At 65.5% G+C, this 13,827-nt stretch carries 16 protein-coding genes; 1 reads left to right on the top strand and 15 read right to left on the bottom strand.

The window, feature by feature from the left end; genetic code table 11:
- Window positions 1-81: 81 nt before the first annotated feature.
- The 15 genes from AB870_RS01190 to AB870_RS01125 all read right to left on the bottom strand — a co-directional run bounded on the left by AB870_RS01190 (window position 82) and on the right by AB870_RS01125 (window position 12,939).
- Window positions 82-1,155, bottom strand: coding sequence for a porin (locus AB870_RS01190; protein WP_418304017.1), 1,074 nt, complete (start codon window positions 1,153-1,155; stop codon window positions 82-84).
- A gap of 218 nt (window positions 1,156-1,373) precedes the next feature.
- Window positions 1,374-1,868: a nuclear transport factor 2 family protein gene (locus AB870_RS01185; RefSeq protein ID WP_084663202.1), complete on the bottom strand. Its 495-nt coding sequence runs from the start codon at window positions 1,866-1,868 to the stop codon at window positions 1,374-1,376.
- A complete protein-coding gene (locus AB870_RS01180; protein WP_047906607.1) occupies window positions 1,865-2,617 on the bottom strand; it encodes an alpha/beta fold hydrolase in 753 nt (250 codons plus the stop codon). Before AB870_RS01180 ends, AB870_RS01185 begins: the two co-directional genes overlap by 4 nt.
- Window positions 2,614-3,732, bottom strand: a complete 1,119-nt coding sequence (locus AB870_RS01175; protein WP_047906606.1) for a 4-oxalomesaconate tautomerase — start codon at window positions 3,730-3,732, stop codon at window positions 2,614-2,616. The genes AB870_RS01180 and AB870_RS01175 overlap by 4 nt, the downstream gene beginning before the upstream one ends.
- 10 nt (window positions 3,733-3,742) lie before the next feature.
- On the bottom strand, window positions 3,743-4,447 hold the full coding sequence (locus tag AB870_RS01170; protein WP_174554711.1) for a 4-carboxy-4-hydroxy-2-oxoadipate aldolase/oxaloacetate decarboxylase: 705 nt from the start codon (window positions 4,445-4,447) through the stop codon (window positions 3,743-3,745).
- Between the two features lie 17 nt (window positions 4,448-4,464).
- A complete protein-coding gene (locus tag AB870_RS01165; protein ID WP_047906605.1) occupies window positions 4,465-5,220 on the bottom strand; it encodes a PIG-L deacetylase family protein in 756 nt (251 codons plus the stop codon).
- Between the two features lie 45 nt (window positions 5,221-5,265).
- Window positions 5,266-6,000, bottom strand: a complete 735-nt coding sequence (locus tag AB870_RS01160; RefSeq protein WP_047906604.1) for an ABC transporter ATP-binding protein — start codon at window positions 5,998-6,000, stop codon at window positions 5,266-5,268.
- Window positions 5,993-6,745 (bottom strand): ABC transporter ATP-binding protein, encoded by a 753-nt coding sequence (locus AB870_RS01155; RefSeq protein WP_047906603.1) that lies wholly within the window; start codon window positions 6,743-6,745, stop codon window positions 5,993-5,995. The genes AB870_RS01160 and AB870_RS01155 overlap by 8 nt, the downstream gene beginning before the upstream one ends.
- Window positions 6,742-7,779 (bottom strand): branched-chain amino acid ABC transporter permease, encoded by a 1,038-nt coding sequence (locus AB870_RS01150; protein WP_047906602.1) that lies wholly within the window; start codon window positions 7,777-7,779, stop codon window positions 6,742-6,744. Before AB870_RS01150 ends, AB870_RS01155 begins: the two co-directional genes overlap by 4 nt.
- Before the next feature lie 49 nt (window positions 7,780-7,828).
- The gene (locus AB870_RS01145) at window positions 7,829-8,701 is read right to left on the bottom strand and encodes a branched-chain amino acid ABC transporter permease (RefSeq protein ID WP_047906601.1); all 873 of its coding nucleotides are present in this window, start codon (window positions 8,699-8,701) and stop codon (window positions 7,829-7,831) included.
- 55 nt (window positions 8,702-8,756) lie between these two features.
- The gene (locus AB870_RS01140) at window positions 8,757-9,956 is read right to left on the bottom strand and encodes an ABC transporter substrate-binding protein (protein ID WP_047906600.1); all 1,200 of its coding nucleotides are present in this window, start codon (window positions 9,954-9,956) and stop codon (window positions 8,757-8,759) included.
- A gap of 272 nt (window positions 9,957-10,228) precedes the next feature.
- Window positions 10,229-10,402 (bottom strand): hypothetical protein, encoded by a 174-nt coding sequence (locus tag AB870_RS26210; protein ID WP_157112194.1) that lies wholly within the window; start codon window positions 10,400-10,402, stop codon window positions 10,229-10,231.
- The gene (locus tag AB870_RS01135) at window positions 10,399-11,739 is read right to left on the bottom strand and encodes a LysR family transcriptional regulator (protein ID WP_053059522.1); all 1,341 of its coding nucleotides are present in this window, start codon (window positions 11,737-11,739) and stop codon (window positions 10,399-10,401) included. The genes AB870_RS26210 and AB870_RS01135 overlap by 4 nt, the downstream gene beginning before the upstream one ends.
- A 1-nt stretch (window position 11,740) precedes the next feature.
- A complete protein-coding gene (locus AB870_RS01130; protein WP_047906599.1) occupies window positions 11,741-12,100 on the bottom strand; it encodes a protocatechuate 3,4-dioxygenase in 360 nt (119 codons plus the stop codon).
- Window positions 12,097-12,939: a gallate dioxygenase gene (locus AB870_RS01125; RefSeq protein WP_047908651.1), complete on the bottom strand. Its 843-nt coding sequence runs from the start codon at window positions 12,937-12,939 to the stop codon at window positions 12,097-12,099. The genes AB870_RS01130 and AB870_RS01125 overlap by 4 nt, the downstream gene beginning before the upstream one ends.
- A 213-nt stretch (window positions 12,940-13,152) precedes the next feature.
- Between AB870_RS01125 and AB870_RS01120 the strand changes: the two genes are divergently transcribed.
- Window positions 13,153-13,821, top strand: coding sequence for a GntR family transcriptional regulator (locus AB870_RS01120; protein WP_047906598.1), 669 nt, complete (start codon window positions 13,153-13,155; stop codon window positions 13,819-13,821).
- Window positions 13,822-13,827 lie beyond the last annotated feature (6 nt).

The raw sequence follows: 13,827 nt of genomic DNA, 5'->3' as shown, positions 1-13,827 counted from the left end.
CACCGCGTCACGTGCGACTCGCCCCCCCGGACGCTTCGCACGTGCTCGCTACACGGTGCCACGCTTGCTGGCGGAGCCAGATCAGAACGTGTGCTGAATGCCCAGCATCGTGCCGAACTGATTGCCGCCGGTGACGACCGAGCCGCCTGCGGCAATCGCCACGGCGCCGTTCTGGCTGTTCGCCACCCAGCCTGCCATGCCGTACACCGACGTGCGCTTCGAGAGCGAATACGTGGCGCGGCCGATGAGCATCGTGGCGTTGGCACGGCTCTTCAACTGATAACGGATGGCCTGTGCGTCGAACGCCCAGGTGATCGTCGGCAGATACGTGAAGCCGATGAAGTACATGTCCGAGCGCAGCGATGCGGCGTCGGCGCTCACGTTGCGATGAATCCAGCCGCCGCCCACACGTCCCGTCGACCACTTGTAGTACGCGTTGACGACCGAGTGCGAATCGGTGTAATTCGAGCTGGTCAACGGTGCGGCAGCCCCGGTGTTGCCGCGCATCTGGTCGTACGACGCCGAAATGCCGAAGTTCTCGTAGTCGTAGCCGATCAGGCCGGTGAACTGCTTGCACGCCTGATAGTTGCCTGCGACGTTGCCCGCGCAGTTCGTGGCCGACGGGCCGCCGGCAGCGGATGCGTCACGGCCGAAGCTGTACGTCGCACCGAGGGTCACACCGGAGAACTTGCCCATGTAGCCGATGGCGCTGTCGCTGCGCGCGTTGGCGATGTAGGGGTCGATACTCGCGAGCGAGAAGATCGACGGTCCGATCACGTCGGCGTTGCCCGTCACGTAGAACGTCATGTTGTTCTGGCGACCGATGAGCAACGTGCCCCACGAACCCGACAGACCGACGTTCGCCTGACGGCCGAACAGACGCCCGCCGTAGTTCAGGCCGCCGGTGCCCGGCTGGAAGCCGTTTTCCAACGTGAAAACGGCCTTGAGTCCGCCGCCCAGATCTTCGACCCCCTTGAAGCCGAAGCGCGACGGTACCTTGCCCGTGAGGGTCGGTTCGCCGATGAAGCTGCCGCCATTGGCAGCGTTGTTGTAATAGGCGATGCCGGTATCGATGATCCCGTACACCTGCACGTTGCTTTGCGCGTGCGCCAGGCCTGCACCCAGCAGCAGGCCAGCGGCCAATGCGTATTTCACTTTCACTTCTGTCCCCTTGTTTTTGAATACACAGCTACTTCAAACCCAATCTCCGAACCCCTGGCGTCGCCATCGGCCCAGCCTTTTTTGGGACGGCACTACGGCCGCCTCCGGTACTGCCTTTCTTGCTCATGGCGGGTGACCGATGCCGCCTCCTGGACTGCCTTCCGGCATCGGTCCCCGTTTTTTTTTGCATGACGTGAGGTGCTGTTTTTGCCTCACGCCTCGCGTACGAAAGTGAAACGCGCCTCGCGCCGCGCAATACGCCAGCCGTGCACCGTGCGCACGAACGTGTCTTCGAATTCGCCCATGACCTGACGGCCTTGTGCCGGACGCCCGAACGGCCCCGGGGTGTCCTGCGCCGAAGCGCTCCAGAGCAGTACCGCGCTGCTGCCGATCGCACTCGTGGCCGACGTCACGTCGATCAGCACATTGCCCACGAGATGCTTCGTGAGCCGGTCCGCCGGACGAGCCGCATACGCTGCCGCAATCGCCGCCCGACCGACGAGCGTCTCGCCGTTCGGACGCACCAGCACGCCGTTATCGGCAAATAGCGCCGCGAGCCCCTGCGGATCGCGACGGTCGTTGCACAGCACGAATCGCATCACGAGGTCATGGCAGGCCTGCTTCGCGCGCAAGGCGTCGAGACTCTGCCGATCGACGATCTCCTCGCCGTTCCCCTGAGCGCCCTCCTGCGCAGCCCCCGGCGTCATGACGACACCTCCGGTGCGGGCACATCGACGGCCGGTCGCGCCAGCCACGCGCGCATGGCGGCGGCCACGGCTTCGGGACGTTCCATCGGACTCATGTGACCGCTGTCTTCAATGACGCTCAGTACCGCGCCGGAAATCCGTGCAGCCATGACTTCGTGGCGGGAAAGCGGACTCCATGTGTCCTGACGGCCACACAACACGAGGGTCGGACAACGCACGTCGCTCAACAGCGCAGTGGCATCGGGACGGCCCAGCAGCGCATGAATCTGCGCCGCGAACTGATCGGGGTTGCTGCGCTCGATCATGTCGAGAATCGCGTCGAAGCACGGCGTGCCGATCCGGTCCGGATGCACCATACCGGTCGCCCAGACCTGCCCCATGGCACGCATGCCGTGCGCCCGCGAACGCGCGAGCAACGCGGCGCGGCCGCCGCGCTCCTTGTCGGCCGCCTCGCCGTCCGGCAATGCCTGGTAGCCCGTATCGAGCAACGCGAGATGACTCACGCGATGCGGTGCGCGGCGCAGCACTTCGAGCGCCACGCGCCCGCCCATCGAATGGCCCGCGAGCGCGAAACGCCGCTCCGGAGTCGTGGCGAGCACGTGATCGGCCATCGCCTCGATGGTGTCGAGCGAACCCCATGCGGGAACCCGGCAATCGAACTCGGAGAGCAGTGCAGCGGTCGGCGCCCATGCGACCTGATCGCAGAGCAGGCCCGGGAGCAGGAGCAAAGGAGAACGTTCGGTGCTCATGCCATTTCTCCCTGCGCCCAGACACGCCGGGGAATGCAGACATCGCCGTCGAACAGCCAGCGCGCGGTGCGCAGCAGACCCGCGCCGGCGACCTCCGTCGCTCCCTGCCCGTCGACACCGAGCGCGAGCCGCACGGTGAACTCGCCGGTCGGATGTTCGATGGCAAGCAACGGCGCATCGCCGTGCGGCACCACTGCCATCTCATGACAGACGGTGCCCGGCAGTGCCGCCGCCGTCGCCACACTCACGGCTGCCAGCACCCCGATGGACGAATGGCAGCGATGCGGAATGAAGCAGCGCGTGGCGAGCGCGCCGCCGGCCTGCGGTGGCGCGACGAGACACATCTTCGGCACGGTGCGCGAGCGCACGTCTCCCAGATTCATGCGCGGACCCACGGCCAGACGAATCGCTTCGATGGTCTCTCGCATTGCGCCGAACTGGGCCCCGGATTCGAGTGCGTCGCAGGATTCCGTGCCGGTGCATCCGAGATCGGCTGCGCGCATGATGACGAGCGGCATGCCGTTGTCGATGCACGTCACCGTGACGCCCGACACGACGTCCTGACGCTGTCCGGTCGGAAACAGGGCGCCGCACGACGACCCTGCGGTATCGCGGAACATCAGCGGAATCGGCGCAGCGGTGCCCGGCACGCCGTCGATGGCCACGTCGCCGTCGTACTTCACCAGGCCCCCTGGGGTCTGCACCGTGGCGACCGCCACTTGTCCGGTGTTGACCATATGAATGCCGACGTCGGTCACATCGCCCGTCGCGGCTACCAGCCCGCGTTCGATGGCGAATGGCCCCACGCCTGCCAGCAGATTGCCGCAGTTTTGTCCGTAATCGACGCGTGCTTCGTCGACCACCACCTGTGCGAAGAGATAGTCGACATCGGCGTCCGGGCGCGTCGCGCGCGAGACGATGGCGACCTTGCTCGTGAGCGGGTTCGCGCCGCCCATGCCGTCGATCTGGCGAGCGTCGGGCGAGCCCATCGCCGCGAGCAGCACGGCGTCGCGCGTGGCGGCGTTCGCCGGCAGGTCCTCTGCGAGGAAGTACAGCCCCTTGGAGGTGCCTCCCCGCATGACGGCGGCGCGAATTCGCGTTTGGGAATGCGTCATGTCGCGCTCGTCATTTCCCTTGCAGTTCGTCGAGCGAATCGACGTAGCGCAGGCCTTTCTCGGCCAGACGCTCGCGCATCTTGTAATAGTCGAGCCCCAGCGTGCCGCCGGCGAGCACACCGCGCTTGTACGCTTCGTCCGCGCCGCGCGCCGCTGCCGCCCTGGCAACGGCTTGCGCCGTGGCGTACGGCACCACGACCACACCGTCGTCGTCCGCGACGATCACGTCGCCCGGGTTCACGATCTGGTTGGCGCAGACCACCGGCACGTTGACCGAGCCGAGTGTTTCCTTGACGGTGCCCTGCGACGAGATGGCCTTCGACCACACCGGGAATTGCATTTCGGTCAGTGTGCCGATGTCGCGGCAGCCGGCATCGATGACGAGGCCGGCTACGCCGCGCGCCTTCATCGACGTCGCGAGCAAATCGCCGAAGTAGCCGTCGTCGCACGGCGAGGTCACGCCGACCACGACAACGTCGCCCGGCTGCGCCTGCTCCACCGCGACGTGCAGCATCCAGTTATCGGACGGCGGTGCGAGCACGGTCACCGCGCTACCCGCCACACACGCCCCCGCGTAGATCGGACGCAGATAGGTCGCCATCAGACCGAGGCGGCTTTGCGCCTCGTGGACGGTCGCGCTGCCGGCGCTGCGCAGAATGTCGAGCGTAGCGGCATCGACACGGGGAATTTGACGAACGACGACACCGCGAATCATGACAGTTGCTCCATCGTTTACGAGAGTTGCTCGGCAACCACCGGCGTGAGGCGCATCAGCCCCTCCGCATACTTGATGTCGCGCGCGGCCGTGATACCGATGTTGCGTTTGGCTTGCACGCCGCGTTGCAGCGCCACGCGCGTGTAGTAATCCCAGAGGTGTTCCTGACCGGCCATGCATTCGATGGCGGCGCGCTTCTTGTCCCACACCGGGGTAATGTCCACGAAGGTGTTCGGAATCCACTCGCACTGTTCGGTCTGATGCGGCTCGAACGCCAGCACCGCCGGTGCGCCGATGATCTTCTCGCCCGGCTTGTGACCCTCGGCCTGCGCAATCACGCGCGCCTCCTGCGTGACGTGCATCGCGAGCGGGTGATCGAAGTTGTACGGGTCCTTCTCCGAATGGCTGAGGACGAACGACGGCTGCAATTCCCGGTAGATGTCGACGAGCCTGAACAGCGTTTCGTCCGACACGCGCATCGGGTAATCGCCGATGTCGAGAAACTCGATCTCCGCGCCGAGAATGTCCGCGGCGCGCTGCGCTTCTTCGCGGCGTGCGGCCTTGACCTTCGCCTCCGTCATCTCTGCGCCCTTGCGCCAGAGCTTGGCCGACTCGCCGCGCTCGCCGAACGACAGGCAGACGATCTTCATGCGATATCCCTGCGCCACGTGGGTCGCGATCGTGCCCGCCGCGCGCCAGACGAAGTCTGCCGAGTGGGCGCTGACGACGAGGCCCGCAAGGCCCGCAGTGTTGGTGTGCTGTGTTGTGCTCATGTGTTTGACTCTGATACGTGTTGCGCTAGCTGCGCGATGCCCCGCTCAGGCGCTCTCCAGACCGACGAGCGTGCCGAGCAATTCCGGCGACGCCGCCAGATCGGCGCTGCGTCCCGCCCAGACCTGGCGGCCCCGGTCGAGCACCAGCGCCCGGTCCGTGAGCTCCAGGCCCAGTTCCGCGTGCTGCTCGACGAGCACCACGCCCATGCCGCCATCGGCGCGCAGTTTCCAGAAGGCGTCGACCAGTTGATCGACGATCACCGGCGCGAGTCCTTCGAACGGCTCGTCGAACAGCACGACGCGGGGGTTGCCGATCAAGGCGCGGCCGATGGCGAGCATCTGCTGCTCGCCGCCCGAGAGTTGATTGCCGAGGTTGCGACGACGCTCCTTCAGGCGCGGGAACAGGTCGTACACGCGCGCCAGCGTCCATGTGTTGCCGGCCGCGGCGTCGGCGCCCTCGTTCATTGCCGAGACTTGCAGGTTTTCTTCGACCGAGAGCGACTTGAATATCTCGCGCTCCTGCGGCACGAGCGCCAGCCCGGCACGGGCGCGCCGGAACGCGGGCCACGACGTGATGTCGTCGCCGCGATAGCGCAGCACACCGCCATGGCGCGTGGTCAACCCCAGCAAGCTGAGCAGCAACGTACTCTTGCCCACGCCGTTACGTCCGAGAATGGCGACGGCTTCGCCTGCGGCAACATGCAAACTCAGATCTTCGAGCACAACGGTTTCGCCATACCCGGCACTGAGTCCACCGGCCTCGAGCAGGATGTCAGTCATGATGGCGACGCCCCAGATAGATATCGCGCACGCGCGGATCGCTGCGCACTTCGTCCTTCTCGCCTTCCATGAGCACCGCGCCCTCGACCAGCACCGTGATACGGCGCGCGAAGCGGAAGACAAGATCCATGTCGTGTTCGATAACCATCACCGCCACGTCCTCGGGCAAACGTTCGAGCAGTTCGAACAGCTTGCGCCCCTGCCCGGACGGCACACCCGCGACGGGTTCGTCGAGCAGCAGCACTTTCGGATCGAGCGCGAGGCCCAGCGCGATCTCCACCTGACGACGCTGACCGTACGCGAGTTCGTTGATGCGCTTGCCGGCGAGTTCGAGCATGCCGAGTTCGCGCAAACGCTCCGCCGCCTCTTCCACCACCGCAGGGCGACTTGCCAGCGGCTTGCCGATGCGTGCGTCGAGGCCCCGCCGCGACGTGAGCGCAAGCGCCACGTTTTCCGCGACCGTGAGGGTGTCGAACAGCGTGTTCAACTGGAACGTACGCGCCAGCCCGAGCTTCACGCGCTTGTGCGACGGCATCGACGTTACATCGGTGCCCCCCACGCGCACCACGCCCGCGTTCGGCTTGAGCACGCCCGTGAGCAGGTTCATCAGCGTGCTCTTGCCTGCGCCGTTCGGCCCGATCAGCGCATGACGCGCGCCGGCCGGCAGCGAGAGACTCACGTTGCGCGTGACATCCAGTTGGCCGAAGCGCTTGGACAGTCCCTGAATTTCGAGTGCAGCGCTCACGGCGTCACCTCCTTGTCCGTGCTCGTTGCCTGCGGGGCGCCTGCCTGCGTTGTCGTCACTGCCGGGGCCGGACGGCGCGTGCGCGCCGTGAAGCGATCCACCACACCGATCAGGCCGTCCGGCGCGAAGCGCACCACGACGATCAGCAGCACGCCGAGCGCCGCGAGCCAGTTCGTCGGATCGATAGCCGCGATGCGATCGGACAGCACCATGAAGACAACCGCGCCGAGCACCGCGCCGTAAAGGCGCCCGGTGCCGCCGAGCGCGAGCATCACGAGTACGTTTGCGGACAGCGTGAACGACAGCGTGTCGAGGGCAACGATGTTGTTGACCTGCGCCGAGAGCGCGCCCGCCACGCCGGCCAGTGCGGCGGCAATGGTGTACAGCATCAGACGGCGCAGCCCCACGCGAACGCCGAGCAGCGACATGCGCATGGCGTTCTCGCGAATGCCCTGCACCGTCAGACCGAAAGGCGAATTCACGAGGAACTGCGTGAACAGGTAGACAGCGAGCAACACGGCGAACGCGTAGAGATACGCCGTATGGCCGTAGATATCGAACTCGAACATGCCGAGTACCGGCGCGATCGTGTAGCCGGTCAGGCCGTCGTCGCCCATCGTGATCGACTTGGCGATGTTGCCCGCTTCATAGAGCAGCGTGGCGCAAGCGAGCGTGAGCATGATCTGCGTGAGGCCGCTCACGCGCAGCACGACCACACCCGTGATCAGTCCCACGACACCCGCGACCAGCGCACCGGCCACGAGGCCCAGCAGCGGGTTCGGAGAGACATGCAGTGCGAAGAGGCCTGCCGCATATGCGCCGCTGCCGAAGAACGCCGCATGCCCCAGTGTCTCGATGCCGCAGTAGCCCTGCACGAGATCGAGCGAGAGCGCGAAGACGATCATGATCAGCACGCTCGTGGCGAGCGCCAGATACAGATCGGCGAAGAAATACGTAGCGACGGCGCCGAGCAGCAGCAGCGCGTCGAGCATGCCCAGGCGCTTGCGGCGCAGTGCCGGAGCCACTTGCTTCATACCGCTTGCCGACGGCGAAGGATTCGTGTGAGACATCGTGACCCTCCGCTCAGGCACGGCCGACCAGCCCTTGCGGGCGGATCAGCAGAATGGCCAGCACGGCCAGATAGATCATGAACGCGCCGAGCGCAGGCACGTAGTAGCGGCCGAGCGTGTCGATGAGCCCGAGCAGCAGCCCGGCGTACAGCGAACCGCGCAGGCTGCCGAGCCCTCCGGCGGCCACGACGATCAGCACGAGCACCAGATACTTCAGGCCGTAGTACGGCTCCAGCGGCAGAATCTGGCTCGACAGCGCCCCGCCCAGGCCGGACAGCCCGCAACCGATGGCGAATGTGATCGAGAACACCACCGGCACATTGATGCCGACGCAACGCGCCATGCGCGGGTTGTCGACGGCGGCGCGCAGCTTCGCCCCGAACGGCGTGCGCTCCAGGCCGAGCCAGATACCGAAGGCGACGACCGCACTGCACACCAGCGCGAAGATGCGATACACGGACACCGAGAACGCCCCGAAGTCCCACGTGCCGCGCAGGCCCTGCGGCACCGGAATCGTTTGCAATTCCGTGCCGGCAAGGTGCTTGGCGATCGCGCAGATGATGAATGCGAGGCCGATCGTCATGAGCAACTGCCCCAGACCGTTGGCCGTGTAGACCCAGCGATACAGCGTGCGCTCCAGCACGGCGCCGAGCACCATCGTGCCGATCACGCCGACGAGCAGCGCGACGAAGAAATCGAGCCCGGCGCGCTGCATGGCCCACAAGGTGAAATAACCGCCGATCATGGCGAAGGCGGAGTGTGCGAGATTGACCACGCGCATTACGCCGAGCGTGACCGTGAGGCCCACGGAGATGAGAAACAGCAGCATCCCGTAGGCCACACCGTCGATCGACAACGACAGGAAAGTGGCAAGCGATTGCGTCATGACGAAGTACCGGAACCTAACGATCAGAGCGAACTTTGGGGGGTCGTCGCCTGCGTTACTTCGCGGCCACTTGCGGGTGGCCGACGTGCCACGGCTCGACCACCGACTTGTACGTGTCGATCGGCTTGTTACCCAGCTTGCCGTCGATGGTTTCCACGCGACGGATGTACACGTTCTGCACGATCTCACGCGTCTTCGGATCGATCGACACCGGACCGCGCGCGCTCACCCACGAGTAGCCCTTCACGGCAGCAATGGCTTTCTCCGCGTCTTTCTTGCCCTTGGTCGCCTTGATCATCTGCGCGATGAGCGTCATCGAGTCGTAGGCCGACACCGATGCAATCGACGGCAACGCACCCGGGCCGTACTTCGCTTTGTAGGCCTTCACGAACGCGGTGTTCTCCGGGGTCGTGAGGAACGGCGAGTAATGCAGCGCGGTGATGGTGCCCAGCGCGCTGTCGCCGATGGCGGGCAGGTCCGACTCCATCGTCTCGGTCGTGGCGAAGAGCTGGATACCGGCCTTGTCGAGTTCGCGCTCCTTGAATGCCTTCACGAAACCTGCCGACATCGGACCGACCGGCATGAACATGAAGACGGCGTCCGGCTTGGCATCGCGCACGCGTTGCAGGTAACTGGAGAAGTCCGTCGTGCCCAGCGGCACCTTCACTTCGACGGCGACCTTTCCGCCCGCCTTCTTGAACGTCTCGCTGTAGGCGTCGATGGCGTCGTAACCGGTGGCGAAGTCGGCCACCACGATCGCCGCATTCTTCACGCCCTTCTTCGCGGCGTACTCGACGAGCGGCACGCTCACGGTCCACTGCGTGAAGCCGGTACGCACGAAGTACGGCGACTTGAGCGTCACGCTCGACGTGCCCGAGTTGCCGATGACGAGCGGCGTCTTGGTCTGATTCACGACGTCGGCCATGGCCAGCACGTTCGGCGTGAACGAGCCGCCGAACAGGTACTGCACCTGATCGCGCACCACGAGTTCCTGCGCGAGCTGACGCGTGCGCTGCGGGTTCACGCCGCCTTCGTCGCGCTCCAGGATCACGAGCGTGTCGTCGCCGACCTTGTTCTTGTTCTGTTCGAGCCACAGGTTGATACCGCGACGGTATTCCGTGCCCCACCACGAGGCCGATCCGGAGAACAGGCCCAGCACGCCGATCTTGATTTCCTCGGCGCGGGCGGCCGAAACGGCGGTGAATTGGCAAACGCTCGCAAGCGCTACTGCGAGCCAGAGATGGCGCTTCATCATGGTGTCGTCTCCTCGTCGGTGTCGTGGCACCGAGCTGTTTTCCGATGAGGCCGCGCCGATGGACGGCGCGCCTTTTCTATGTGTCCGGAACAGCTTAGGCAGACGAAATGCGAACGTCGAACGACCTTCTCGCGTCGAGCGTTGCGTTTTTCGTATATCCCCGAGATTTCCCCTAGGTTTCGGGAAGGTTTTTCCGCAGGGAATTTCGCGCAGCGCTACGCCGGGCGTTCCGCGGATGGAACGCCCGCCGCATAAGGCGCGGCGGGCAGTCGTCAGGCGGCGGTGCGTGCGGCAAAAAGCGTGCGGGAGCGATTGAGGCGAGACATGCAAGTCTTGGCGAATTCGGCGATTTTCGCCGCGCTCGACGCGGGTATGGCGAACGTCGTTCGCGCATTCTCCGGGCCTTTTACGTCCTTTATGTCCTTTATGTCCTTCACGTCCTTCACGTCGGATGCTGCATGGTGGGTGCGAGCACGCGCAGCTCGTCGAGCAACTGCTCCGCGGCGGGCGAGAGCAAACCGTCACGACGCGTGGCCACGCCGATGGACCGGCGCGCGTGTTGCAAGGTCACCGGCACGACCGCCAGCTCGCCCGTGCGCAACTCGGAGGTGATCTGCACCGGCGAGAGCAACGCCAGCCGATCGCTCGACGACAGGAGCCCGCGCACCACCGGCGAGCTGCTCGCGTGCACCTGCGTGCGCGGCAGCGCGAGTCCCTCGGCGTGAAACACGCGCTCGAACACGCCACGCGCGGGCGTGCAGGGCAGCGGGCTTACCCAGCCGTATTCGGCGAGTTCGGCAAGCGTGGGAGTCCTGCCCGACCTCAGGCACGGATGGTCCGCGCGCACGACGACCGATAGATGATCTTCGAAGAGCGCTTCCTGACGAATGTCTGGCGGCACGTCGTTTGCGCGCAGCGCACCGACGATCATGTCCACGTCCGCCTGACGCAACTGACGCACCAGCGCTTCGTACGTGCCGTCGACCACCGTGACGGTGAGATAAGGCGATTTGTGAAGCAGGCTGTCGATGGCCTTGGGCAACAGGAAACCGCTCGAGAGCGGCAGCGCAGCGACGATGACCGTGCCTTGCTGGCGCCCGCCGAACGGCGCGAGTTCGTCCTCGGCAATCGCCAGTTCGGCCAGCGCACGCTTGACGGGGCCGAGCAACGCGAGCGCTTCGTCCGTCAGACGCGTGCCGCGCGGTGTGCGCCGGAACAGCTTGATGCCGATCAGGTCTTCGAGCTGATCGAGATTGCGTTGAATCGTTGGCTGCGAGCATTGCAGGCGACTGGCCGCAAGCGGTCCGCTGCCCAGCTCCGCCACGGCGATGAAGCTGGTGAGTTGCTGCGGCGCGACGACGGCGGCAAAGCGGCTGGCGGCACGCGCCCCGCCATCGGCCTGCGACGCCGTCGCGGCGAACGCTTCGCGATAGCCGTTCGCCAGTTCGGCCAGCGCCCGCGTGGCGCGCACGCCAAGTCGCTGCCCCGCAGCGTTCGGTATCAGCCCGCGGGCACTGCGGTGGAACAGCGGAAAGCCCAGCTCGGCTTCGATGTCCGAAATCGAGCGCGCGACAGCGGATTGCGAAAGATGCAGCATGCGCGCCGCGCGTGCGACCGAGTCGCACTCCAGCACGGCCACCATCGCGCGCAACCCGCGGAGCTTGCGCACCAGCAGTGTTGCGTCGTTGCTCTGCGGCGAGCGGCTCCACGTGCCACGCTCGTGGCATGCGAGCCGGGGCGCTGCCGGCGCGTTGGTCAGGCTGACGGCGGTGTCGATTGCCATGTCAGCGCATGGTCGGCACGCGGCGCGTGGCCATGAACTCGTCGAGCGTCTCGCCGCGCATCAGGGCATAGACTTCGAGGTTGGTCTTGCGCACGACACGTGCAAACTTCTCCAGCACGAAGAAGTTCACGCCGTGGCGCACGAGGCCAAGCCAGTCCTGCGCCTGCACCATCGCCTGCTCGTCGACGGTGAGCCCCGCGGCCGTCATCGCGGCGACGGGGTCGTTCAGAAACGTCTCGCGATTCTCGGCGCGGATCATGTGCCAGAAAAAGCGGTTGAGCTTGAGGGTACGGTTGCTCACGCGCAGATCGAACGCGTAAGTGCCGGTGATCGCTTCGATGCCGTCGAGTTGCGGATTCATGCGGCGTCCTCCTCGTAAAGCGCGACGGTCATGGCGGTCGTCGTCGCGAGGTAGTAGTTCAGATGCAGACGCTTGATGCGCGGCCCCATTGCACCGCGCATCGACAGCCACATGATTTGTTCGACGCTCTCGGCACCGCCGCGCGCCACATAATCCACGTGCCTGAGTTCGGCCAGCTTCTCCGGCGCGTGCTCAAGCAATTCCAGGAACTCGCGATCCCAGGCTTCGTCGTTGTAGCCCGCACGCTCGCCGTGAATCTGGTGCGACAGCCCCCCCGTGCCCACCACGACGACGCGCAGATCTTCCGGATACGACTCGATCGCACGACGCACCGCTTGTCCGAGGCGATAGCAACGGCGCCCGGTCGGCAGCGGATATTGCAGCACGTTGATGGCAATCGGCACCACCGTGCCCGGCCAGTCCGGCTTGTGCGGCCAGAGCAGCGGCAGCGGCGACGCACACCCGTGATCGATCGGTTTGTCCTGGAAGACGGTGATGTCGAACTCGTCGTTCACCAGCGACTCGGCGATGTGCGCCTGCAAGGCGACGTCGCCGCGAATCGGCGGCAGCGGACGCAGTCCCGCCCCTTCGTCGGCAATCGGGAACGACTCGCCCACACCGAGAGCGAACGTCGGATACATGTCGAAGAAGAACGTGGTCGCATGGTCGTTGTAGAAGAACACCAGCACGTCGGCCTGCTTCTCGGCGAGCCACTTCGCAACGGGCTCGTAGCCCTGGAACAGCGGCGCCCACGCGGGATCCTGTTGCTTGCCCTTGTCGTACGCCACACCGATGGTCGGCACATGCGATGTGCCGATCCCGCCAATGATCTTTGCCACGCTGAAAGTCTCCTTCTCTTGTCTTGTCATGCCCGGGCCGTCGAATGAACCAGCCCGCATTTATGCAGCGCCGAGTCTATCCGGGATCCCATATCGGCATAAACAAGGGTATTTACCAATGCGTTTACGAATTATGGGATCCCATAATAAAAAAAGCCGATGTCGCCAAGCCCCGCTTGCGCGACGCGCATGAAAGGAAACGAAAGGAGACGCATGCTGCATCCCACCCCGACCACGGTCCAACTGCGCGAAATGATCCTGAAGGGCGAACTCGCGCCCGGCGAGCGGCTGGCCGAAGCCAAGCTGGCGGAACAGCTGGGCGTGTCCCGCATGCCCGTGCGTCAGGCGTTGCCGGTACTCGCGGAGGAAGGACTCGTGGTGCGCGCCGGACAGCGCGGCTATGCGGTACGGGCGCACACGCGTGAGGAGAGCGTCGAAGCGCTGCACCTGCGCGGCGCGCTCGAAGGGTATGCCGCCCGGCTTCTCGCCGAAAAGGGAGCGAGTGCCGAGCTGCTCGCACAACTGCGCGAATTGCTGGCCGAGGGCGACGCCCTGCTCGTCGATCACACCATGACACCCGAAGTGCAGATCGGTTACGCCTCGCTCAATGCGCGTTTTCACGATCTGCTCGTCACCGGCGCGCGCAATCCGCTGCTCGAAGGCTTCATCGCGCGCTGCAATCTGGTGCCTTTCGTCGCCCCGCGCACGGTCGCATTCGGCCACGAGGACCGGCGCCAGTACGCGGACATCATCGCCTACGCGCATCGGCAGCATCACGCGATTGTCGAGGCGATTGCGGCACGGCAGCCGGATCGCGCCGAATTCATGTGCCGCGAGCACATCGTCACGCAGGAACACAGCATGGGCGCGCAACTGCTCTGAGGTGCG

Origin of the sequence: Pandoraea faecigallinarum (assembly GCF_001029105.3) — a bacterium.
GTDB lineage: Bacteria > Pseudomonadota > Gammaproteobacteria > Burkholderiales > Burkholderiaceae > Pandoraea > Pandoraea faecigallinarum.
This window is presented reverse-complemented; position numbering and strand designations above follow the sequence as displayed.

Bases quoted from the DNA above. Each gene is read 5' to 3' on its own strand.
- AB870_RS01185 (WP_084663202.1), bottom strand. From the start codon at position 1,868: ATGACGCCGGGGGCTGCGCAGGAGGGCGCTCAGGGGAACGGCGAGGAG.
- AB870_RS01180 (WP_047906607.1), bottom strand. From the start codon at position 2,617: ATGAGCACCGAACGTTCTCCTTTGCTCCTGCTCCCGGGCCTGCTCTGC.
- AB870_RS01175 (WP_047906606.1), bottom strand. From the start codon at position 3,732: ATGACGCATTCCCAAACGCGAATTCGCGCCGCCGTCATGCGGGGAGGC.
- AB870_RS01170 (WP_174554711.1), bottom strand. From the start codon at position 4,447: ATGATTCGCGGTGTCGTCGTTCGTCAAATTCCCCGTGTCGATGCCGCT.
- AB870_RS01165 (WP_047906605.1), bottom strand. From the start codon at position 5,220: ATGAGCACAACACAGCACACCAACACTGCGGGCCTTGCGGGCCTCGTC.
- AB870_RS01160 (WP_047906604.1), bottom strand. From the start codon at position 6,000: ATGACTGACATCCTGCTCGAGGCCGGTGGACTCAGTGCCGGGTATGGC.
- AB870_RS01150 (WP_047906602.1), bottom strand. From the start codon at position 7,779: ATGAAGCAAGTGGCTCCGGCACTGCGCCGCAAGCGCCTGGGCATGCTC.
- AB870_RS01145 (WP_047906601.1), bottom strand. From the start codon at position 8,701: ATGACGCAATCGCTTGCCACTTTCCTGTCGTTGTCGATCGACGGTGTG.
- AB870_RS01140 (WP_047906600.1), bottom strand. From the start codon at position 9,956: ATGATGAAGCGCCATCTCTGGCTCGCAGTAGCGCTTGCGAGCGTTTGC.
- AB870_RS01135 (WP_053059522.1), bottom strand. From the start codon at position 11,739: ATGGCAATCGACACCGCCGTCAGCCTGACCAACGCGCCGGCAGCGCCC.
- AB870_RS01130 (WP_047906599.1), bottom strand. From the start codon at position 12,100: ATGAATCCGCAACTCGACGGCATCGAAGCGATCACCGGCACTTACGCG.
- AB870_RS01120 (WP_047906598.1), top strand. From the start codon at position 13,153: ATGCTGCATCCCACCCCGACCACGGTCCAACTGCGCGAAATGATCCTG.